The organism is Halosimplex amylolyticum (assembly GCF_051414035.1).
GTDB classification, from domain to species: Archaea; Halobacteriota; Halobacteria; order Halobacteriales; family Haloarculaceae; genus Halosimplex; species Halosimplex amylolyticum.
Genome location: NZ_JBLKNW010000003.1, coordinates 317852 through 337577, shown reverse-complemented (window position 1 = coordinate 337577; position 19726 = coordinate 317852). Strand labels below are relative to the sequence as shown.

The following is a 19726-nucleotide window of genomic DNA, read 5'->3' as shown; positions in this document are numbered from 1 at the left end:
GGATCGCGTTTCCGCTCGACCCGGCACTTAATACCCGTGACCCGTCCCACCGAGGGATAACGGGCCTCCCGGCCCAATGCGCCACTGGTGGTATCGTTCGTGCAGCGACCGCGCTCGGCGCGACGGTCGCACCGATGGAGGAGTGAGTATGGTTCGTGAACAGCAGACCGACGGCGTGGGCTCGGCCGGTTCGCCCGGCGAGACGGACGCTGTCTCGGTCTCGGTCGCGATCGTCGAGAGACTCGCGACGGCTACCGGCCGCGAGCCCGACGCACTACCGCCGCTGTACCGGTCGGTCGACCCCGACGCGCTCGAACGCCTCGTCGCCGCCGGCGGCCTGTCGCACGTCTCGTTTTCTCACGCCGGGTGCGACGTGACCGTCTCCGGCGACGGTCGGGTGACCGTCACCGGGTGAGCTGTCGCTGACCGGGCGAACCGTGCGGACAGGACTGACTCAGTCCTCGCCGATGAGTCGGTCGACGATCTCCTCGGGGTCGAACCGTTCGAGGTCGTCGTAGTCCTGCCCGGTGCCGAGAAAGAGGATCGGCTTGCCGGTGACGTGCGCGATCGAGATAGCGGCGCCGCCCTGCGGGTCGGCGTCTGCCTTCGTCAGCACCGCGCCGTCGATCGCCGCCGCGTCGTCGAACTCGCGCGCGCGGTTGACCGCGTCCTGTCCCGCGACCGCCTCGTCGACGAACAGCGTCAGGTCCGGGTCGGTCACGCGGTCGATCTTCGAGAGCTGGTCCATCAGCCCGTCGGAGGTGTGGAGCCGTCCGGCGGTGTCGCCCAGCACCACGTCCACGTCGTGCGCGTCCGCGTACTCGACGGCGTCGTAGATGACGGCCGCCGGGTCCGAGCCCTGCTCGTGAGAGATGACCTCCTTGCCGAGGGCGTCGGCGTGTTGCTGCAGTTGCTCGTTGGCTCCCGCGCGGTAGGTGTCGCCGTTGGCGAGCACCGTCGAGAGCCCGCGGTCCTCGAAGTACTGCGAGAGCTTCGCGATGGTCGTCGTCTTCCCGACGCCGTTGACGCCGGTGAAGACGATGACCACGGGTTTGTCTGCCTCGGCGACCCGCTCGTCGAAGTCGAACTGGCCGACGCTGATCACGTCGTACAGCGCTTCGCGGAGCGCGTCGCGGACGAGGTTACCCGTCGAGGACAGCCGCCGGCGCGTCTCGCCGACGAGGTTCTCCTCGACGCCGTCGAGGATCTCCTGGGCGACCCCCATCTCCACGTCGCTCTGGAGCAAGGCGAGTTCCAGGTCGTCGAGGTGGCTCTCCAGGTCGTCCTCGTCGATGACGGTCTTCCCGGTCGCGAGGAGTTTCGCGCGCTCGCCGAGGCTCCGGCCGTCGTCGTCGTCCGACGCCGATTCGTCCTCGTCCTCGTCCTCGTCGGCTTCGGGTTCGGGTTCGGCTTCGGGTTCGGCCTCTGCGTCCTCGGGCTCAGCTCCCGAGGTCTCCGTCTCATCGGCTTCGACGCCGGCCGCCTCCGCGTCGTCGGCCGCGGCGTCGTCGGGCTCCGGGGCCGCGTCCGGTTCGCCCTCCGAGTCGGCCGCGTCGCTCGCTGCGGAGTCTGCCGTTTGGGCCTCGGCGTCTGCCGCGTCGGCGTCGTCCGCGTCTACCGGCTCCTCCTCGACCGCTTCCTCGTCGACGTCTTCCTCGACGTCCTCGCTGAAGCGGCCGAGTTTCTCTTTCAGTCCGTCGAACATCGGGCCTTACTCGTCGTCCTGCTGCTGTTGCATCTGCTGCATCTGCTGCATCTGCTGCTGTTGCATCTGCTGGGCCTGCTGTTCGAGCTCCTGGCTCTCGGTCTCGAGCTCCGCGATGTCCGAGCGGACGTCGTCGATGCGGTCGTCGAGGGTGTCCTGTTTCGATTCGAGGACGTCGATCGCGTCGCCCTGCTCCTGCTCGGCTGCGTAGCCGGCGCCGAACTCGACGATGACCTCGTCGATGTCCTGGACCTCGGCGCGGACGTACGCGTCGCCGCCGAGCGGGACCTGGACGGTCGACCCCGACTCGAGCGCCTCGATGGCCTCGATGGCCTCGTTCATCTCCTGTTTCTCTTCCTGCAGTCCGCTAATCTCGCCCTCGAGAGCCTCGATCTGCTCGTCGATCTGCTCTATCTCCTGGGCGAGCTGCTGGAGTTGCTGCTGGGCGCCGCCGCCGCCACCGAGGCTCATGCGTCGACCCCCTCGATCTCGACCTGCGTGCGCTTGAGCCCGTGTTTCGATCCGAACTCGGCGAGGACGTGCTCGCGCGCGACGTTCTCGTTCTCGGCTTCGATCTCCTTCTCGAAGGGCTGCCAGCCGTCGCGGGCGCTCCACTGCCCGGTGACTGTGAATTCACTCATGTGTCCCGCTGGGAGAGCGAGCGGGAAGTACCTTCCGCAACGGACTCTCCGCCCGCCGCGAGCGTCGCGAACGCCGCCCCCCTCGGACCGGCGTTTCCTGTCGAGGGCTCCTGTGCGGACGATCGGGCAACTGATAGCGAGATAACAGTTATGTGTGGGCCACGAGAACACGTGCATATGATCGGGGCCTCGAAACTGCTCGGATTGCTGGCGAACGACCTCCGACGGCGACTGTTGCTGTTGCTGTGTGAAAACGAGTCGGTACGGGTACCCGATGCCGTACTGGAGCGCGGACAGACGCCGTCGGACGAACCGCCGATCGCGAACGGGCGAGGACAGCCGGAGTCACGGCGCCGCACGGAGGTCCGGCTACACCACGTCCACCTCCCGAAACTCGCAGAGGCCGACGTCGTGGAGTGGCACCGCGACCGCGACGTCGTCGCCAGGGGACCGAACTTCGACGACGTCGAACCGATGGTGACCGTGCTGGCCGAGAACGCGCCGCGACTCCCGCAGGACGTCTTCTGACGCGGTTTAGTCCGGGGGTCAGTCGATGTAGCCCAGCGCGGACTCGATGCGGCCCAGTTCCGGGCCGGTAGTGTCCTGGCCGACGACGTAGCCGTAGTCGTTGGCGACGAGTCCGGACCCGACCAGCGGGGCGCCGTAGTTCACGGTGCCGATGTCGGCGGGCACGTCCAGCAGGTCTTCCAGAAAGTCCAGTTCCGCGTCGGTGGCGTCCGGGTGACAGAGGACGCCCGCGTTCGTGGCGACGGCCGCCGTCCCGACGGTCCGCGAGCCCGCGAGCACGCCCTGTTCGACGGGCACGTCGAGGGCGTCCTCGACGGCGCGGACCGCCTCGCCCGAGAGGTCCGGGTGGACGTACGCGCCGCTGTCGTTCGCGAGGACGACGTTCCCGGCGGCGTTGATCCGGCCGGGGAGTTCCCCGATGGAGACGCCGGTCGCCTCGGCGATCCGGTCGCGCTCGCGCTCGCGAACGCGGCTGCTCACCAGGAGGCCGTTCCCGTTGCCGGCCGCGAGGGCGCCGACGGTCCCGGACCCGCCGACGGTCGTGGGGACGACCGGAACGTCGAGTTCCTCGCCGAGGTCCTCCTGGAGGTCCGCATCGACGTCGGGTCGGACGAGCAGACAGTCGTCTGTCGCCCGTGCGAAGACACCGACGTACGCCGAACCGGAGAATGCCGCGCGGAGCAAGTCTACTCTGCCGTCTCTGCTTCGACGATGCTCTCGCCGTCTTCCTCGAAGCGAGCGGCGCGAACCCGGAGCTTGCGCGGCGGGTTCTGCCGACCGTTCGCCCAGACCGCTTCGTTGATCGAGGGGTCGAGCCTGATGGCGTCCCCGTCGACGGCGAAGTGCTTGGCGAGGTGCTCGCGGACGATGGACATGGCCTTGTCGGCCTCCTCCTGTTTCGGCGCGGCCTTCGCGTCGCGGAGCGGGACGGTGACGACCCGCTCCTCGAAGTCGCCGGCGCTCATTCGTCCGTGTCGCTACGGCGCCAGTGGCGCCGCTTCGGGTTGCGTTCGACGTTGCGGTCGGTCTTGAGCATGACCCACGGCGGGACGCGCGTGTTCTGGCGCTCGAGTTTCCCCAGGCGCTTCTTCTTGGCTTTCGATTTCTTACCCATAGTGTCAGCCCCTTCCGCGTCGGCGCTTAAATTCCTGTTCCTTTCGCCCGGGGTCGGTTTCGCCCGCGTTCCGGTCTGTCCACGCCGCTCGCCCGTCGGTCTGTTCGCGTCGCTCCCTGTGGCGCTTCCCTGCGCTCGCCGTCCGGTCCCCGCGCACCGTCCGGTCTCCGCTCACAGTCCGGTCCCCGCGCGCCGCCGCGAGTGCTATCAGGATTGATTCTCCGGCAGGTGGCTCTATATAGGACTATTCGGCACCGTTCGCTATGGACCGACGAGCGATACTGTCGACGGCCGCGCTGGGCGTCGCGGGCGGGCTCGCGGGCTGTATCGGCGGCGGTGGCGAGGTAGTGACGACCGTCCAGCGGACGGTGTCGGTCCAGCCAGGCCAGGGCTGGATCAAGGAGATCCCGGACGTGTCCAACCCGGGCGGGGCGATCAGGTATCACGCCAAGGCCGACCGGCCCTTCGACGTCTACTTCTTCTCCTCCGAGGAGTCGTTCATGTTCTACGACACCTACACGGACGGCGACGAGCCGGCGCTGACGCCCGCGGGCGACACCGACGTGAGCGCGACCGCCGAGAAGGTCGCGAAGGACGCCTACGAGGCCGAGACCCAGAAGGGAGGCGCCCGACAGCCGATCGACGACTCCGGTCCGTACTACTTCGTCGTCGACCACTCCGACTACCGCGACGAGGCCGGACCCGGCGACGAACCCGCGCCGCTCGACGTGTTCGTCGACCTCACCGTGACCCAGCGGAAACTGCTCTGAACGGGCCGGTGAGCCGTGAGCGGGTCTCGGGGGAGGCCGGACGGCGGGCCGTTTCAGGCGAACGCGAGGGGGACCATCACGAGCACGCCGGCAGTGATCCCGCCGACCAGTTCCCGCCGGCCGCCGCCGGGGAGGTCTTCCCCGTGTTCCAGCGCCTCGGGGAGGAACTCCGTCGCGACGAGGTACACCATCGCGCCCGCGGCGAAGCCGAAGCCGAAGGGGAGGAACTGCTCGGCCAGCGTGACGAAGTAGTAGGCGATCACGGCCCCGAGGGGCTGCGGGAGACTGGAGAACACCGCCCACCAGGCCATCCGCCACTCGCTGACGCCCATCGCGCGCAGGGGGATGGAGATGGCGACGCCCTCGGGGACGTTGTGTATGGAGATGGCGACGGTCATGAACACCGCCAGCACCGGGAGGGTCAGGCCCGCCAGCGAGACGGTCGCGAGGCTCGGGTCCTCGATGCCCAGCTCGGCGAAGGAGACGCCGACGGCGACCCCCTCCGGGAAGCTGTGGACGGTCAGGATACCGAGGATGAGGACGAGCTTCCGGAAGTCGGCCTCCTCGTACTCCTTCGCGTCGAACTCCGCGTCTTCGAGCACCTCGTGACCGACGACGACGAGGGCGACGCCGACGAGGACGCCCGGCCCGATGGCGAGCGCCGCGTCGACGACGCCACCGTCGACTACTGCCAGTCCCTCGCGGACCAGTCCGAACAGCGACGCGGCGACCATGATCCCCGAGGCGAGCCCCCACAGCACGACGTTCCACCGGTCGGAGATGTCCTCGACGAGGAAGAACGGGATCGCGCCCAGCCCCGTGGCCAGCGCCGTCAACAGCCCCGCGACGAATACCAGCACCAGGTTCGCGACTGCGGCCATGTCCGTATGTGTCGGTGCGCGATGCCCGTAAGTGTTATCACGAATCTGACTATTTTCGGGTGACCTAAAGCGGACGGCGAGCCACTGGCGGGGTGCTCGAAGCGGATCGACTGCGCCGTGACAACGCGTGGTTAATGGTCCTTATATGCACTATGAATGTTCACCTTCCTATGCGGTGAGATATAAATACTGCTCAGTCGAATATAACAGTATGTCAACTACGACGCGCACGGTCGATGCGGACGCGGCGGAAACCGGGGCCGTCCCCCACAGGATCGTCGACCCCCTCGACGGGTCGGGGCGAATGACCGTCGAGACGCCCGACGGCGAGGAGCGGACGGTCGTCGACTGCCTCGACGGGCTCGTCGCCGAGCGACTCGCCGACCGAACGGCCGGCTCGGCGGTCCGCATGGAACTCTCGCCGACGCCCGCCGGCGACGGCTACGTCGCCGCGCGGGTCCTGCCGGGCGGCCTGCCCGCGCTGTAAGCCGGCCGGGACACACGGACGGCGATGCTCACCGAACGCGGCGCGGCTACAGCGGGAACCGCTCGACCGTCTCGTAGGTCGGCGCGTCGGGGCCGAGCGTGCTCTCTTTCAACCGCAGCTCCTCGACTGCGAGCGTCCCGACGTCCGGGTCCGCCTCGCGAACCACGTCCTGAACCTGCTCCTTGCCGCCGGCGTGTTCCATCCGCGCGAGCGTGACGTGCGGTGTGAACTCGTGGTCTTCCTCGTCGAACCCCATCGCCGTCGTCCGCTCCTCGACGGCCTCGTGGAGCCGCGTCAGCTCCCCGCCGCCCGAGCGCGTGCCGGCCCAGACGACGCTGATGTAGTCGAGGCTGGGGAAAACGCCGAGCCCGCCGAACTCGGCCTCGAACGGGTCGACGCCCGCGTCGGCCACGGCCGCTGCCAACGCGTCGACGAGGTCGTCGAGTCGGTCGGTCTCGGTGTCGCCGAGGAACTTCACCGTGACGTGGGCCTGTTCGGGATCGACGAAGTTGAGGCCGGACGCGCCCCCGAACCGGTCCTGCACGGCCGCGACCTCCTCGGCCAGTCCGTCGAGATCGACGCTGACGAACAGTCGCTTGCCCATACGCCCAGGTCGGAGCGCCCGCGTCTTAGTTGTGGTTCCACCACCAGACTGATGCCGGAGCGATCCGACGTCGGTGACGTGTCGACCGATGCCCTCCAGCGGACTATTCGGCGGTGTACGGCCGTTATCGTGCTGTCGATCGGGATCCACCTCACGACCGTCACCCGCTCGGGGAACGACTGGGGCTTCCTGATGGTAGTCGTAGCGGGCTTGTACCTCTTTACGAGTGTAGTCGACGTGGGCGAGGACACGTCAGCAGCCGACGGTGGCGATGGGACCGACGCCGACGACGGTACCGATACCGACGGCGCCGAGTCCGGCGTTCGGTCGGACCCGGGCGGCTGACGGGTCGGTGACGTAGCCCTTATCCATCTTCCTCGCATATCGGGTGGTATGACTGACGACCGGGACGACCACGAGTTCTCTTCCGGGCAGGGCTTCGGCGACCCCTACGAGGGGTTCGACATCGATCCGCCGGAGTTCGAGGTCGACCCCGACATGGTAGACCCCGTCGACTCGCGCGTCCTGACGGACGAACTCGACGAGCGGAACATCGCCGCCACCGAGGTCGACGCCGAGGAACTCCTCGACGTGGGCCTGAGCTACATCGGCATCAACCGCTACGAGCAGGCCACCGACGCCCTCGAACGGGCCGCTCGCTTCGCCGACGACGAGCGGATCGAACAGGAGGCCTGGACGAACAAGGGCGCCGCCCACGCCGAACTCGAAGAGTGGGACGCCGCCATCGGCGCCTATCGCGAGGCGCTCTCCATCGACGACGACTCCGAGCACGCCGCGACGGCCGAGACCAACCTCGCCTTCGCGTTCTGGAAGTCCGGCCGCACCGAGCAGGCCCTCGAACACGCCGAGCGCGCCGTCGAGATCGACCCCCGCTTCGCCCAGGGCTGGTACAACCGCGGTTTCTTCCTGCTCGAACGCGGCCTCGCCGAGGACGCCCGCAACGCCTTCGACAACGCCATCCGCCTCGGGTTCCGCAACGCCGAGATCATCGAGGAGAAGGCCCGCGCGCTCGAAGAGCTCGGCGAGGACGAACGCGCCGAGGAACTGGCCGAGGAGGCCGACGAACTCCGCCAGCAGGCCGAAGCGGAGATGATGGAGTAGGCGATGCTCCTCAACGAACGCGACACCGACGAGGGGTTGCTCGTCTCGGTCTGCGACCCGGAGGACCTGGGCGAGACCTACGGGAACGGCGAGGTCTCGCTGACCGTCGAACCCGACTTCTACGACGGCGACGAGGCGACCGAGGAAGAGGTCGTCGACAGCCTCTCGCGCTGTTCGACCGCGAACATCGTCGGCACCGACGCCGTCGGTCTCGCCATCGAACACGGGTTCGTCGACGAGGAGAACGTCCTCGACCTCGACGGCACCCGCCACGCGCAACTGCTCTGGATGTGAGACTGCGCTCGAAACGCCGCAAAACAGCGGGCCGGGACCGTGGCGTTACGCCACCTCGTGGGGGAGCTTCTCGGGCGAGATAACCATCGTGCGATTGCCGACGACTGCTTCCGCTTCGGCGTCGCCGTCGGTGAAGTCGTACAGGGCACCCTGCAGTCGGACGTCGTTGGTGCCGGTGACGCCTCTCGCGATCCAGTTGAAGCCGTTCGCGCTCCGGGTTCGCATGTAGAGGTCGAGAAGCACTTCGATCTCCTCGGTGTAGCTGTCTCCGTCGTCGAAGACCTCGTCCTGAAGCTCCGACACCGCATCCAGCAGATCCTGGATGTCCCACTCCAGGTACAGGTCGCGAGTGTCGAATGCCACGACGCTGTCCGCGAGTTCGTGTAGATTCCCGTCGGTGCCGACCAGGTCACCGAGCCGCTGGGGCGGTTGCTGTTCCTGGTTGATGTGTCCGTCGACGCTCACCATCCGCCAGTCGCCGCCGGTCGCGTCACCCCGGATCTCTATCCAGCCGAGGACGCCGGCCTTGGCGATCGATTCCCAGCCGTCGTTCGTGTCTTTGTCCTTGTCTTTGCCTTTCCCCCCGCCGCCACCGCCGTCGCTCTCGACTCTCGTGAAGAGCGAACTTTCGACCGTCGGCTGGAATACGAGCGAGTCCTGATCGCTGCTCGACGTTTTCACGTTGGACACTTCAAGCAGTGTCTCGACAGCTGAGTCCTGTGAACCGGCCGGCGACGAGAGCCGCTGCATCGTCGACCCCGCAGCCGCGACCTTGTTCGCAGGTGAATGGTCCGCTGCAGCCGCCCCCGAGCCGAGTCCCCCTAGCGCGAGAAGACCGAGACCGGCTGCGCCGCTTTTCAGCGCCGTGCGTCGATCGAGTTCGATACCGTCGAAACGAGTGTTTGCGTCTTTTTCGTGCGACATCTGTTGTCTACCTACGGCGTTCCTCTCACGTCGGCGCCCCCGCACCGACGTTATCGATATTGAGTATACGCCTACATCGACACGCGCGGAGAGGGGTGGTAAGTATTTTCGTAATAGATAATTATATTCTCGTACGTATGTGTTACTTTCTGCGTGAGAAAGCGCCGGAATCGCCTGGGAACTTACCTGACTGATACTCGATTAATCGGGAACTACAGGGCGATTGACGGCGATTGGCGGCGGTTCCGGATCGATCGTAGAACCGTCAAGAAAAATACTAGTTCCAGCGGCCCACTAGAATAAATATTATGTATAACAACTTATCTTTACAACCGTCATTTGTTCCAAATAATTCTCGTCTGTGGATATCACGTTCAAAAATAGGGGGCAACTGCTCGAGGGCTGCATCGACTTTCCATCCCGAACGGTTGTGAGATACGTCGTGTCTCGGCCTCGGTCAACCGCTGGCATCCGACGATGATGGCTCTGGCGGGAGATACGATCGGCGCTGGAGCGGAGACGACAGTCGGGAGACCTCCGTTTTCGGAAAGCGCGAAACAGAGTTCGCGCGAACCGAAGGAATGTTAGCCGTCGAGTGCGTCCGTTTTGCCAATGGGACTGTCAGAATCGGAGCCGCTCGACGTCGAGCGCATACGGGAGGACTTCCCGATCCTCGATCGGGAGTTCCGGGGCGAGCAGCTCGTCTACCTCGACAACGCCGCGACGAGCCAGACCCCCGACCAGGTCGTCGACGCCATCTCGCACTACTACCGCACCACGAACGCCAACGTCCACCGCGGTCTCCACCACCTCAGCCAGGAGGCCTCCATCGCCTACGAGGAGGCCCACGACCGCGTCGCCGAGTTCATCGGTGCCGAGGGGCGCGAGGAGGTCGTCTTCACCAAGAACACGACCGAGGCGGTCAACACCGTCGCCTACGCCTGGGGACTGGCCGAGCTCGGCCCCGGCGACGAGGTCGTCCTGACCGAGATGGACCACCACGCGACGCTGGTCACCTGGCAGCAACTCGCCAAGAAGACCGGCGCCGACGTGAAGTTCGTCCGGGTCGACGAGGAGGGCTACCTCGACGTGGACCACGCCCGCGAGCTGATCACCGACGACACCGCGATGGTCAGCATGATCCACGTCTCGAACACCCTCGGCACGGTCAACCCGGTCGCCGAGATCGGCGAGATCGCCCACGACCACGACGCGCTGTACTTCGTCGACGGCGCCCAGTCGGTCCCGCACATGCCCGTCGACGTCCAGGCGATGGACGCCGACTTCTTCGCCTTCTCCGGGCACAAGATGTGCGGCCCGACGGGCATCGGCGTCCTCTACGGGAAAGAGCACCTCCTCGAAGAGATGCAGCCGTACCTCTACGGCGGGATGATGATCGAGAAGGTGACCTACGAGGACTCGACGTGGCACGACCTCCCCTGGAAGTTCGAGGCCGGGACGCCCGTCATCGCGCAGGGAATCGCCCTCGCGGAGGCCTGCGACTACCTCGACGACATCGGGATGGAGCGCGTCCAGCGCCACGGCGAGGAACTCGCCGAGTACGCCTACGACCGCCTCTCGGAGTTCGAGGACATCCAGATCCTGGGGCCGCCGGGCGACGACCGCGCCGCGCTCGTCTCGTTCAACCTCGACGGCGTCCACGCCCACGACGCCTCGGAGATCCTCAACGAGTACGCCGTCGCGGTGCGGGCCGGCGACCACTGCACCCAGCCGCTCCACGACAAGCTCGGAATCCCCTCCTCGACCCGTGCCAGTTTCTACATCTACAACACGAAAGCGGAAGTGGACAAGCTCGTCGCGGCGCTGGACGAGGCGCGGCAGTTGTTCGCGTAGGGCAGTAGCAGTTCGCGGTTTGCGGTGGCGGTTCGCGGTCTGCCGTAGCGGATAGCGGTTTGCGGTGGCGGTTCGCGGTCTGCGGTGGCGGTTCGCGGTCAGAGCCAGCGTTCGGCGCCGACGGCGCCGATTCTCCGGAGCCGAGCGAAGCGAGGCTCCGGCTTTTTGCCCCATCTTTTTCGAGGAGCGGTCGCGAAGCGACCCGACGAGAAAAAGGTGGTGGAAAAAACGTGGGTTTATTGGCGTGATACCGCTAGGAGCGCCCGTGGAATCGCCGTTCGACGTTCTCTCGGTGGCCCCTGACGCCGACGACGAGGAGATAAAGGAGGCCTACCGGGAGCGGATCAAGGAGGCTCACCCCGACCACGGCGGGTCGGCCCGCGAGTTCCAGCTCGTGAGGGCCGCCTACGAGGAGATCAAGGACGGTGACGCCGCGGTCGAAGGGGAAGCGAGCGGCAGTGACGAGGGGGCCGTCGGCGGCGCGGTCGGCGAGTCGCCCGAGGCGGGCGGCGCGGACCCTCGTCGGATGGAACGCTGCCGGGTCGAGTACCTCAACTACGAGGTGCTCGACGACCACGGCTGGGACGTCGAGGACGAGGGCCTCTTCGAGGTGGCGGCGGACGGCGGCCTCGACCGGGAGGACTACGGGCAGTTCTGGGTGCGGCCGCGCGAGTCGCTGCTGGAGGCGGCCGAGCGCCACGGGTTCGCGTGGCCGTTCGCCTGCCGCGGGGGCGCCTGCGCGAACTGCGCGATCATCATCATCGAAGGGGAGATGCGGACCCGCGTCGACCACGTGCTCCCGCCCGAGATGCTCGAAAAGGGGTTCCAGCTCTCCTGTAACGGGATGCCCGTCTCCGACGAGCTGCAGGTGCTCTACAACGTCAAACACATGCCTGAACTGGAGGAGCTGCTCCTGCCGCCGCGGCCCTGGGAGCAGGCCCACGACGACTGACGGATCGGGACCGCCGCTCCCCGCCCTGCGACGCGATCTCACACTGTCGTGAGACTTTTCTATCGTTCCGGCGACGCGCCGAACGTGACTCACTGGGCCGAGCGGCTCTTCCGCGAGCAAGCGGACCTGTTCGCGGAGAGCTTCGAGGACATGTTCGAGGCGGCCGACGAGGAGGTCGCGGATCTCCTCGACCTGCTGTCCGAGGCGTACGACCACGACCCCGACGCGTCGCTCGACGTCGCCTGCGGCGTCGGTCGACACGTGCTCGCACTCGCCGAGAGGGGGATCCAGGCCGAGGGGCTGGACTTCTCGCCGGCGTTCGTCGAGCGGGCGCGCGACCGGGCGAGCGACCGCGGACTGGCCGACCGGACCGAGTTCCGCGAAACCGACATGCGCGACCTGGACGAGCGGTCGGGCTCGTACGACCTGATCACCGTCTTCTGGAACTCGCTGGGGTACTACGGGCGCGAGACGGACGTGGCGATCCTGGCGGACGCTCGCGAGTTGCTCACCGACGACGGCGTCCTCGTCGTCGAACTGTCGAACCGGGACTTCTACGTGCGGAACTTCGACGAGGCGACTGTCAGCGAGGACGACGACAGGCTGTCGGTGTATCGACAGGAGTTCGACGTCGAGACGGGCCGGTTCTCGACGCGCATCGACATCTTCGACGCGACGGGCGAGGGCTACGACTACGTGGACCGGATGGAGTGGGAGAACCGGCTCTACGCGCCGCCGGTCCTTCGAGAACTCTGCGAGGACGCGGGCTTCGAGGACGTCTCACTGTTCGGCGGGTTCGACGGAAGCGAGCTCACGCTGGAGTCGGAGACGGTCGTCGCGGTGGCGCGGTAAACGGCCGAGGGAGCGGGTGACCGGTCGCGGTAGCGCGGTGACCGATCGCGGTGGCGGAGGGCGGCCGGGCGCTCAGCCGCCGAACTCCCAGCCGGCGCTCTCGAGGCGTTTCTCCTCGACCCGGTCGAGCGCCTGCTCGTACGTGTCGGGGTCGTGGTGGGGGCGATCGGACGCGAGGTCGCGGGCGCGTTCGAACCACGACTCCGCGTCCTCGTAGTAGTCGCCGGCCTCGTCGTCGTCGGCGCTGTCGTCGCCCTCGCGTTCGAGCGCGGTCGCGTGCGCGCTCATCGCTTCCAGCAGTCCGGCCGTCACCCACGTGAGCTGGTACTCGAGGGCGTCCTCGGCGACGGGCGCGTACCCGTTCCAGCCCGCGTCGGTCGCGGCGCGGTAGCGGTCGAACGCCTCTTCCCAGGCGTCGACGGCGACCGTCGCCTCGTCCGCGGAGAGCGCCGTCTCGCAGCGACCCGCGGCGTCGTCGAGGAAGCCCTCGCCGACCGCGCGGAGGTCGGATTCGAGGGAGTCCAGCCGGTCGGAGGCTCCCTCGGGCGGGTGGTCGACGTCGTCGAGGGACTCGCGGGCCTCCTCGATCGCCTCGGCGGCGTCGACGTAGGCCTCGCACGCCTCGCCGTACTGCCCGTCTTCGAGGGCCGTCTCGACCGTCTCGTACGCGGATACGGCGCGGTCGAGCCACGCGGTGACCCGCGTGTGTTCGAGCTCCTCGGCGACGGCGTCGACTTCGGCGCGGATCTTCTCCCCGGGCGCGCGGTCCTCGCGGGTCGCACAGCGCCGGGCCTGCGAGAACTGCGACCGCGCCGAGAGCGCGTGCTGGTTCGGGTCCTCGCCCCGCTGGCAGGCGTCCTCGTAGGCGGCGATGGCGTCGCGGGCGTGCCCGAGGGCCGCGGCCATGTCGGACCACGACGAGCCGACGGCGTCGATGTAGTCCTCTGCTTCCTCGACGTCGCCCTCGTCGGGGTCGAAGACGACCGTCTCGTCGTCTGTCTGGACCTCGATCTTGCTGTTGAGCAGGCCCTTCCGGACGTGGCTCGTCTCGAGGTCGGTCAGCTCGAACGCTATCTCGGGCTCGTCGGGCTGGTCACCGAGGACCCACAGTATCCGCTCGTCCGTGGCGAGCATGTACGCGCCGTGGTCGCCGCTCGATTCGATCGTCGTCGTTCGACCGTCCTTCGTGTGTTCTATCGTCCCGTCGTTAGCGAGCGCGTGCGCTAACGCTTCGCCCTCTCGCAACATGTCCCCCAGATGCTCCGCGTCGGCGTCCCCCGACCCGGACCCACCGGATATGGCGTCGTTGACTCGGTCGAACATTGCCCTGTTTCCGTTGCCCTTATTTCTGAGAGGGTAGGTAATAAACTTCGGTGTGGGTTCACGACGTGAAACAACCGATCTGCCACCGCGGCGGTCGCCGTCGGTCGGTCCGCCGGGCCGTGCGAAGCGCTCCCTCGGAATCCTTTTCCGCCGATGGAGCATATCGATAGGCAACAATGGGCATCGGTGGATCGGACATGTACCGACAGCAGATCCTCGACCACTACAAGAACCCGCGTAACTTCGGGGAGATCGAGGACGCCACGTTCACCCACGTCGGTGAGAACCCGATGTGCGGCGACACCATCGAGATGGACGTCGTGCTCGACGACGACGAGGAGGTCATCGAGCGCGTCGCCTTCCGCGGCGACGGCTGCGCCATCTCGCAGGCGTCGGCCTCGATGCTCTCCGAGCAGCTCGCTGGCATGCCCGTCGAGGACCTGGAGGCGATGGACAGGGACGACGTGATCGACATGCTCGGCGTCGACATCTCCCCGATGCGCGTCAAGTGCGCCGTGCTCGCAGAGAAGGTGGCACAGGACGGCGCGGAGATCTACTTCGGCGAGAAGGACGTCGACCGGACGACGACCGAAGACGACGAGGAGTAAGCGTCAGCGGCGTTCTCGGCTGGTTTCTCTCGGTTCGACCGCGTAGTACTAACTCACGTCGTCGGGTTCGACCACGGTCGTCTCCTCGTCGATGCCGTGGTCGATCTCGACGGCGTGGCGGGTGTGTCGCGCGTGGATCGTCGCCCAGCGCTCGGCGGCGTGGCGGACGAGGTGTTCGGATCCTTCCGGGCAGCGGCGACACTCGGCGAGCCAGGTGGTCACGTCGTCGGGGAAGTGGCCGGTGTGGCGCTTGTGGTCGAGCGCGAACTGCTCGACCGCCTGGTTGCCGACGCCGAGGTCGTCGAGTTCGTAGGCGAGGTCCCACTCCCGGTCGCAGCGCGAGCAACTGACCGTCGGGGTGTCGTCGAGTTCTGTCACCGATGGGGCGCCGTCTCCGGGCCCGCCGTCCCCGGCGCCGCCGCGCCCGGGGCCGGGGTTCGCCGGGCCCTCGTCCCCACCGCGCTCCTCGTCGTGAGTATCGTCTGGCACGGCCGCTCGTTGTGTCGCGACGGCCTTGGCTCTGTTGGGGTCGGGTCGGCCGAAACCGGGACGTATTTCCCCGCGAACGCGCCTCCACCGAAACGACCAGATGGCGCCGGCGCCCGCTCCGACTGACGCGAGCGAACCCCGAGACAGCGGAGCGGCGGGCCCGTTCCGGAGAGCGACCGCGGAGGGAGGCCGGCCGTGGTAGTCGCCGACCGGTACGCGCGCTTCGACGCGCTCGTGCTGACGGCGCTGGTGTGGTTCCTCGGGAAGTTCCTCCGGTACGCGTTCCCGCCGCTGTTCGGGACGCTCGGGTCGACCTACGGCGTTTCGCGGACGGTCCTCGGGAGCGCGTTCACGGGACTGATGCTCGTCTACGCGGCGATGCAGTTCCCGTCCGGGCTACTGGCCGACCGGCTCGGATCGGTCCGGGTCATCACTGCCGGGGCACTGCTCGCGGCGGCCGCCGCGTTCGCGCTCGCCGTCGACGCGCCGCTGTGGGTCCTGATCGGTTCGATGGCGCTCGTCGGCGCCGGCACGGGGACGTACAAGACGGTCGGCGTCAGCCTGCTCTCGCGGGCCTACCCCGCGCGGACGGGCCGCGCACTCGGAATCTTCGACACCTTCGGCACGTTCGGCGGCGTCGCCGCGCCCGCGGCGGTCGTCGTCGCGTCGGGCCTCCCCGCTGCGTTCGGCGCGCCCTGGCGCTCGCTGTTCCTCGCGGCCGGTGTCGTCGGCATCGGCCTCGCCGTCGCGTTCGCGCGGAGAGTCCCGAAGCGGCTCCCCGACGAGCCGGCGAGCGCCGCCTCGAACGGTCCTGGCGCAGCTGACGACGGGTCTGGAGACAGCGACGGCGTCCCGCTTCGCGCCTACGTCGCGCTCTTCCGGGATCGGCGGTTCGCGCTGTTCGTCGTCGTCACGATCTGTTTCTCGTTCGCGTACAACGGCGCCGTCGCCTTCCTCCCGCTGTACCTGACCGAGGAGACCGCGGTCTCCGCGGCGACGGCGAATCTGTTGTTCAGCGTCCTCTTCGTCGTCAGCCTCGTCCAGCTCGTCACCGGCGAGGCGAGCGACCGGGTCGGCGCCGAGGCCATCCTCGCACTGACGCTCGGGGTCGCGACCGTCGGGCTCCTGGCCGTCCTGGCGCTCTCGGCGACCGGCGGTGCGGTCGTGCTCGGCGGCGCGGTCGTCCTCCTCGGGCTGGGCGCCCACGGCTACCGTCCCGTTCGCGGCGCGTACATGATGTCGGTCGTCCCGGAGTCGGTCGCGGGCGGGAGCCTCGGCGTCGTCCGGACGCTGTTGATGGTCGCCGGCGCGGTCTCGCCCGCTATCGTCGGCTACCTCTCCGAGACCGCCGGGTTCGGCGCGGCGTTCCGGCTGCTCGCCGTCGCGCTCGTCGCGGCGACGGCTATCTCGGTCGTCCTCTGGGTGCTGGACCGGTAGCCGCTACTCGTAGTCGGCCCAGTCCAGACCGGTCCCGACCGCCGAGACGCCGCCGTCGACGCGGAGGTTCGTCCCGGTCACGAACGACGCCTCGTCGGAAGCCAGGAACAGGATGGCGTCGGCGACCTCTCGCGGCTCGCCCGCGCGCTTGAGGATTCCCGGCCCGTCCGCGTGGGGCGCCGTCTTCTCCCTGAGGAACGTCTCGGCCTCGCGCTCGTCGTCCGGGAGGTGGTAGTCGGTGATCACCCACCCGGGCGAGACGGCGTTGACGCGGATCCCCTCCGACGCGTGGTCGCAGGCCATGTCCTTCGTTATCGCGACGACGGCCCCCTTGGTCGAGTCGTACTGCGCCCAGTCGGGGCGGCCGACCTCCGCGCCCATCGACGCGACGTTGACGACCGACCCGCCGTCCGCGGGCGAGTCCCGGGTCATCAGGGGGATCAGGTGCTTGGCGCAGAACGCGACGCCCTTCTGGTTCACGTCGACGATCCGGTCCCAGCTGCCCTCGTCGGCCTCGGTGACCGGACGGGGCTCGACGCGAACGGCCGCGTTGTTGACCAGCACGTCGATCTCGCCGAACTCGTCCGCGACGCGGTCGGCCATCCGTTCGACGGCCGCCTCGTCGCCCACGTCGGTCTCGACGGCGAGCGTCTCTTGGCCCGTCTCCGCCGCGATGTCGTCGGCGACGGACGCTGCCTCGTCGCCGAGTGCGTCGACGACGACCACGTCCGCGCCCTCCGCGGCCAGTTGCCGGCAGGTCGCCTCGCCGATGCCGCGGGCGCCGCCGGTGACGACGGCGACCCGGTCGGCCAGTCGGTCGGTCATGGGTCGTCGTTCGCCCATCCGCGGTTTGTAGCTATCGGCGGTCGGAGAAACGTGCGGTGTCGCGTTACGCGAGGAAGACGTGTCGCGGGCGGTCGGCGAGGACCTCGCGGCCCCAGGCGACGGTCTCGCGGAAGTCGTCGGAGCGGAAGAAGGCCATGGCGTCCTCGCGGTCGTCCCAGCGGCTGGCGATGAACATGTCGTTCTCGTCCCCGCGGTTGGCCAGCAGGGCCGTCTCGCGGTGGCCGTCCATCTCCGCGAGTTTCTCGCCGACGGCGCCGAAGGTGTCGACGAACTCCTCCCGGTAGTCGGGCTTGACGGTGTAGAACATCCCCATCGTGTTGAACCCCTCGCGGTCCTCCGGTCGGCCGACGATACCGGGTAGGTCGGTGAGGAAGTCCGCGGCGGTGTCGGCGGCGCTCTGGGTGTCCCAGAGGCTGACGACGGCGGCCGTCCCGTCCTCGTCGGCGTGGTCGCTGTACACCGCCGTCTTCACGTGGGTGTCGTAGCGGTCGAACCCGTCGCGCAGGCCCGAGACCTCCTCGTCGAGCGTCTCGGGGTCGGCGTCGGAGTAGAGGACGAGCGCGTACACGTCCTCGCCGTGGGGCTGGCCGGCGTAGACGCCCTCCGCAGCGAGTTCTTCGCGGATGTCCGCGGCCGTCGTGTCGTCGCTGGCCTGCGTCTCGGCGTCGGCGCCGCCGTCGTCCGTCGCGGTGTCGGCTTCGGTCGCGTCGGCGTCGCCGAGCGGACCGCGGGCGCTGTGCGTCACGGCGTCGATGTCGGTCAGGAAGCCGATCGCGGTGTCGGCGGCGCGCTCGTTCGCCCAGACGCTGACGACGGCGGTCTGCCCCTGGTTGGCGCGGACGCTCGTCAGGACGTGCGTGTCGTAGTGTTCGAAGTTGCCGCGCAGGCCGTCGACCTCGTCGACGAGCGCCTCGGCGTCCGCGTCGGCGTAGCAGACCAGCCCGTAGTCGCCGTCGTCGTAGTCCTCCGGGTACACGCCGAAGTTCGCGAGCGTCCGTCCCATCTCGTCGGCGTCGAGGCCGTCGACGCTCTCGTCGTCCGTCTCCTGCTGGACGGCTGCGGGCGGTCCGCCACCGGCCTCGCCGTCGCCGTCGTTCGACTCGGCGACGGCTTCGGAGGGCGCGGCCGCGTCGTCGCCAGCGGCCGCGTCAGTCGACGACGCGGACGTGCTGTCGCCGTGAGCGCTCTGTCCGGCGTCGCCGCCGTGTCCGTTCGCGTGGCTCGCGGTCGAGGCGCTGGCGTGCGCCGGCCGTTCGCCGTCGCTTTCGGTGGCGGCGTCGGCGGCCGGGACGCGTTCGCCCGCGAGGTAGGCACCCATGTCAGCGGGCGGGAACTTGCGGCCGACGTAGAAGGGGCCGAACTCGGCGAACTTCGACGACGAGGGGTCGAAGCGCATCTCGTACAGCAGTTCCTTGACGTCGGTCATGTCGTCGGCCCAGAGGGTGACCCCCCACTCCCAGTCGTCGATCCCGACGGAGCCGGTGATCATCTGCGAGACCCGGCCGGCGTAGTCGCGGCCGATGTCGCCGTGACTCGCCATGTGTTCGGCACGCTCCTCGAAGGGCAGGTCGTACCAGTTCTGGCCGGGGTCCCGGCGCTTGGACATCGGGTAGAAGGAGACGTGCTCGCTGTCGGGGATCTCCGGGTGGAGTCGCGACCGGATGTACTGGGCGAGCCCGGAGTCGTCGTCGACTTCGCCGTCGAAGTACTCCCGGGCGCGCTCGGAGTAGCCCGACGCCTCCGTGACGGAGACGTAGGAGTAGGTCTGCTCGGTGAACTGTGCGAACTCGGTGCGCTCGAACTCGCGTTCGAGGCGTTCGACGTCCGCCAGCGTCGGTCGGAGGTGGACGACCATGAGGTCGGCCTTGTGTCCGACGACCGCGTAGAGGGCGGAGTCGCCCTCCTCGGCGTCGGCGACGGCCTCGGCGGACTGGAGGTGGGAGACGACGTCTTCTAGCGCCCGCTCACGGACGCGCTCGGGGGCGTCCTGCCAGGCCTCCCAGTCGACCGTCCGGAGGTCGTGGAGTGCGTACCAGCCCTCCTCCGTCTGCGGCGGCTCGCGTCTGACCATGTCCGGTGGTTACGAGTCGTCGGTAAGGAAGCTTGCCTTTCCGGGACGGTGCGGTCGTGCGTCGGCGTTGTTGTAGCGTGACCGTAGTGGGCGGTTGCGGTAGCGGAGCGGTGGCGGTAGCGGAGCGGTGGCGGGGTCGAGAAGCATCCGGCGCCGAAGGCGCCGGTTCGCCGTCAGAGCGGAGCTCTGACGAGCCTGCGGTCGTTCGCGGTGCTCACTCCCGC

The 19726-nt window shown here is 68.3% G+C and carries 25 protein-coding genes; 12 read left to right on the top strand and 13 right to left on the bottom strand.

The window, feature by feature from the left end; translation table 11 throughout:
- The first annotated feature begins 148 nt into the window (after nt 1–148).
- Nucleotides 149–415, top strand: a complete 267-nt coding sequence (locus ACMGFE_RS16755; RefSeq protein WP_436926371.1) for a HalOD1 output domain-containing protein — start codon at nt 149–151, stop codon at nt 413–415.
- Nucleotides 416–454: 39 nt separating this feature from the next.
- On the opposite strand, the gene ftsY is transcribed toward ACMGFE_RS16755, so the two are convergent.
- The 3 genes from ftsY to rpl18a are packed head-to-tail and all read right to left on the bottom strand — an operon-like array spanning nt 455 to nt 2346.
- Nucleotides 455–1705 (bottom strand): signal recognition particle-docking protein FtsY, encoded by a 1251-nt coding sequence (gene ftsY / locus ACMGFE_RS16750; protein ID WP_436926370.1) that lies wholly within the window; start codon nt 1703–1705, stop codon nt 455–457.
- Between the two features lie 6 nt (nt 1706–1711).
- On the bottom strand, nt 1712–2176 hold the full coding sequence (gene pfdA, locus ACMGFE_RS16745; RefSeq protein ID WP_436926369.1) for a prefoldin subunit alpha: 465 nt from the start codon (nt 2174–2176) through the stop codon (nt 1712–1714).
- Nucleotides 2173–2346, bottom strand: a complete 174-nt coding sequence (rpl18a, locus tag ACMGFE_RS16740) for a 50S ribosomal protein L18Ae (protein WP_415379912.1) — start codon at nt 2344–2346, stop codon at nt 2173–2175. The genes pfdA and rpl18a overlap by 4 nt, the downstream gene beginning before the upstream one ends.
- A 177-nt stretch (nt 2347–2523) precedes the next feature.
- Between rpl18a and ACMGFE_RS16735 the strand changes: the two genes are divergently transcribed.
- Nucleotides 2524–2874, top strand: a complete 351-nt coding sequence (locus tag ACMGFE_RS16735; RefSeq protein WP_436926368.1) for a DUF7344 domain-containing protein — start codon at nt 2524–2526, stop codon at nt 2872–2874.
- An 18-nt stretch (nt 2875–2892) separates the two neighbouring features.
- On the opposite strand, the gene ACMGFE_RS16730 is transcribed toward ACMGFE_RS16735, so the two are convergent.
- The 3 genes from ACMGFE_RS16730 to ACMGFE_RS16720 are packed head-to-tail and all read right to left on the bottom strand — an operon-like array spanning nt 2893 to nt 3988.
- Nucleotides 2893–3558: a translation initiation factor IF-6 gene (locus ACMGFE_RS16730; protein WP_436926367.1), complete on the bottom strand. Its 666-nt coding sequence runs from the start codon at nt 3556–3558 to the stop codon at nt 2893–2895.
- Nucleotides 3559–3560: 2 nt separating this feature from the next.
- Nucleotides 3561–3839 carry a 50S ribosomal protein L31e gene (locus tag ACMGFE_RS16725; RefSeq protein ID WP_436926366.1) on the bottom strand — a complete coding sequence of 93 codons (279 nt, stop codon included), beginning with the start codon at nt 3837–3839 and terminating at the stop codon, nt 3561–3563.
- On the bottom strand, nt 3836–3988 hold the full coding sequence (locus ACMGFE_RS16720) for a 50S ribosomal protein L39e (RefSeq protein ID WP_274325978.1): 153 nt from the start codon (nt 3986–3988) through the stop codon (nt 3836–3838). Before ACMGFE_RS16720 ends, ACMGFE_RS16725 begins: the two co-directional genes overlap by 4 nt.
- 263 nt (nt 3989–4251) lie before the next feature.
- Between ACMGFE_RS16720 and ACMGFE_RS16715 the strand changes: the two genes are divergently transcribed.
- On the top strand, nt 4252–4758 hold the full coding sequence (locus ACMGFE_RS16715) for a hypothetical protein (RefSeq protein WP_436926365.1): 507 nt from the start codon (nt 4252–4254) through the stop codon (nt 4756–4758).
- A gap of 53 nt (nt 4759–4811) precedes the next feature.
- On the opposite strand, the gene ACMGFE_RS16710 is transcribed toward ACMGFE_RS16715, so the two are convergent.
- Nucleotides 4812–5639 (bottom strand): ZIP family metal transporter, encoded by an 828-nt coding sequence (locus ACMGFE_RS16710; RefSeq protein ID WP_436926364.1) that lies wholly within the window; start codon nt 5637–5639, stop codon nt 4812–4814.
- A gap of 211 nt (nt 5640–5850) precedes the next feature.
- Between ACMGFE_RS16710 and ACMGFE_RS16705 the strand changes: the two genes are divergently transcribed.
- Nucleotides 5851–6126 (top strand): DUF7999 family protein, encoded by a 276-nt coding sequence (locus tag ACMGFE_RS16705; RefSeq protein WP_436926363.1) that lies wholly within the window; start codon nt 5851–5853, stop codon nt 6124–6126.
- Nucleotides 6127–6172: 46 nt separating this feature from the next.
- Here the strand turns inward: ACMGFE_RS16705 and thpR are convergent, their stop codons facing one another.
- On the bottom strand, nt 6173–6730 hold the full coding sequence (gene thpR / locus ACMGFE_RS16700; protein WP_436926362.1) for an RNA 2',3'-cyclic phosphodiesterase: 558 nt from the start codon (nt 6728–6730) through the stop codon (nt 6173–6175).
- A gap of 78 nt (nt 6731–6808) precedes the next feature.
- Here thpR and ACMGFE_RS16695 point away from each other — a divergent pair, with 78 nt between their 5' ends.
- The 3 genes from ACMGFE_RS16695 to ACMGFE_RS16685 are packed head-to-tail and all read left to right on the top strand — an operon-like array spanning nt 6809 to nt 8146.
- Nucleotides 6809–7075, top strand: coding sequence for a hypothetical protein (locus ACMGFE_RS16695; RefSeq protein WP_436926361.1), 267 nt, complete (start codon nt 6809–6811; stop codon nt 7073–7075).
- A 48-nt stretch (nt 7076–7123) separates the two neighbouring features.
- A complete protein-coding gene (locus ACMGFE_RS16690; protein ID WP_436926360.1) occupies nt 7124–7852 on the top strand; it encodes a tetratricopeptide repeat protein in 729 nt (242 codons plus the stop codon).
- Nucleotides 7853–7855: 3 nt separating this feature from the next.
- Nucleotides 7856–8146 carry a DUF424 domain-containing protein gene (locus tag ACMGFE_RS16685; protein ID WP_436926359.1) on the top strand — a complete coding sequence of 97 codons (291 nt, stop codon included), beginning with the start codon at nt 7856–7858 and terminating at the stop codon, nt 8144–8146.
- A 45-nt stretch (nt 8147–8191) separates the two neighbouring features.
- Here ACMGFE_RS16685 and ACMGFE_RS16680 read toward each other — a convergent pair whose 3' ends face one another.
- The gene (locus tag ACMGFE_RS16680) at nt 8192–8827 is read right to left on the bottom strand and encodes a hypothetical protein (protein WP_436926358.1); all 636 of its coding nucleotides are present in this window, start codon (nt 8825–8827) and stop codon (nt 8192–8194) included.
- 861 nt (nt 8828–9688) lie between these two features.
- On the opposite strand from ACMGFE_RS16680, the gene ACMGFE_RS16675 reads away from it, so the two are divergent.
- The 3 genes from ACMGFE_RS16675 (at nt 9689) to ACMGFE_RS16665 (ending at nt 12728) form a co-directional block, all read left to right on the top strand.
- Nucleotides 9689–10924 carry an aminotransferase class V-fold PLP-dependent enzyme gene (locus ACMGFE_RS16675; RefSeq protein WP_436926395.1) on the top strand — a complete coding sequence of 412 codons (1236 nt, stop codon included), beginning with the start codon at nt 9689–9691 and terminating at the stop codon, nt 10922–10924.
- A gap of 265 nt (nt 10925–11189) precedes the next feature.
- The gene (gene fer / locus ACMGFE_RS16670) at nt 11190–11876 is read left to right on the top strand and encodes a ferredoxin Fer (protein ID WP_436926357.1); all 687 of its coding nucleotides are present in this window, start codon (nt 11190–11192) and stop codon (nt 11874–11876) included.
- Between the two features lie 84 nt (nt 11877–11960).
- The gene (locus ACMGFE_RS16665; protein WP_436926356.1) at nt 11961–12728 is read left to right on the top strand and encodes an SAM-dependent methyltransferase; all 768 of its coding nucleotides are present in this window, start codon (nt 11961–11963) and stop codon (nt 12726–12728) included.
- Between the two features lie 72 nt (nt 12729–12800).
- On the opposite strand, the gene ACMGFE_RS16660 is transcribed toward ACMGFE_RS16665, so the two are convergent.
- A complete protein-coding gene (locus ACMGFE_RS16660; protein WP_436926355.1) occupies nt 12801–14051 on the bottom strand; it encodes a hypothetical protein in 1251 nt (416 codons plus the stop codon).
- A gap of 176 nt (nt 14052–14227) precedes the next feature.
- Here ACMGFE_RS16660 and sufU point away from each other — a divergent pair, with 176 nt between their 5' ends.
- A complete protein-coding gene (gene sufU, locus ACMGFE_RS16655) occupies nt 14228–14659 on the top strand; it encodes a Fe-S cluster assembly sulfur transfer protein SufU (RefSeq protein ID WP_436926354.1) in 432 nt (143 codons plus the stop codon).
- 48 nt (nt 14660–14707) lie between these two features.
- Here sufU and ACMGFE_RS16650 read toward each other — a convergent pair whose 3' ends face one another.
- Complete coding sequence (locus tag ACMGFE_RS16650) at nt 14708–15037, bottom strand: DUF8062 family protein (protein WP_436926394.1); 330 nt, start codon at nt 15035–15037, stop codon at nt 14708–14710.
- 306 nt (nt 15038–15343) lie between these two features.
- Between ACMGFE_RS16650 and ACMGFE_RS16645 the strand changes: the two genes are divergently transcribed.
- Complete coding sequence (locus ACMGFE_RS16645; RefSeq protein WP_436926353.1) at nt 15344–16585, top strand: MFS transporter; 1242 nt, start codon at nt 15344–15346, stop codon at nt 16583–16585.
- Between the two features lie 3 nt (nt 16586–16588).
- Here the strand turns inward: ACMGFE_RS16645 and ACMGFE_RS16640 are convergent, their stop codons facing one another.
- The gene (locus tag ACMGFE_RS16640) at nt 16589–17410 is read right to left on the bottom strand and encodes an SDR family NAD(P)-dependent oxidoreductase (RefSeq protein WP_436926352.1); all 822 of its coding nucleotides are present in this window, start codon (nt 17408–17410) and stop codon (nt 16589–16591) included.
- A gap of 64 nt (nt 17411–17474) precedes the next feature.
- Nucleotides 17475–19502 (bottom strand): heme-binding protein, encoded by a 2028-nt coding sequence (locus ACMGFE_RS16635; protein ID WP_436926351.1) that lies wholly within the window; start codon nt 19500–19502, stop codon nt 17475–17477.
- Nucleotides 19503–19726 lie beyond the last annotated feature (224 nt).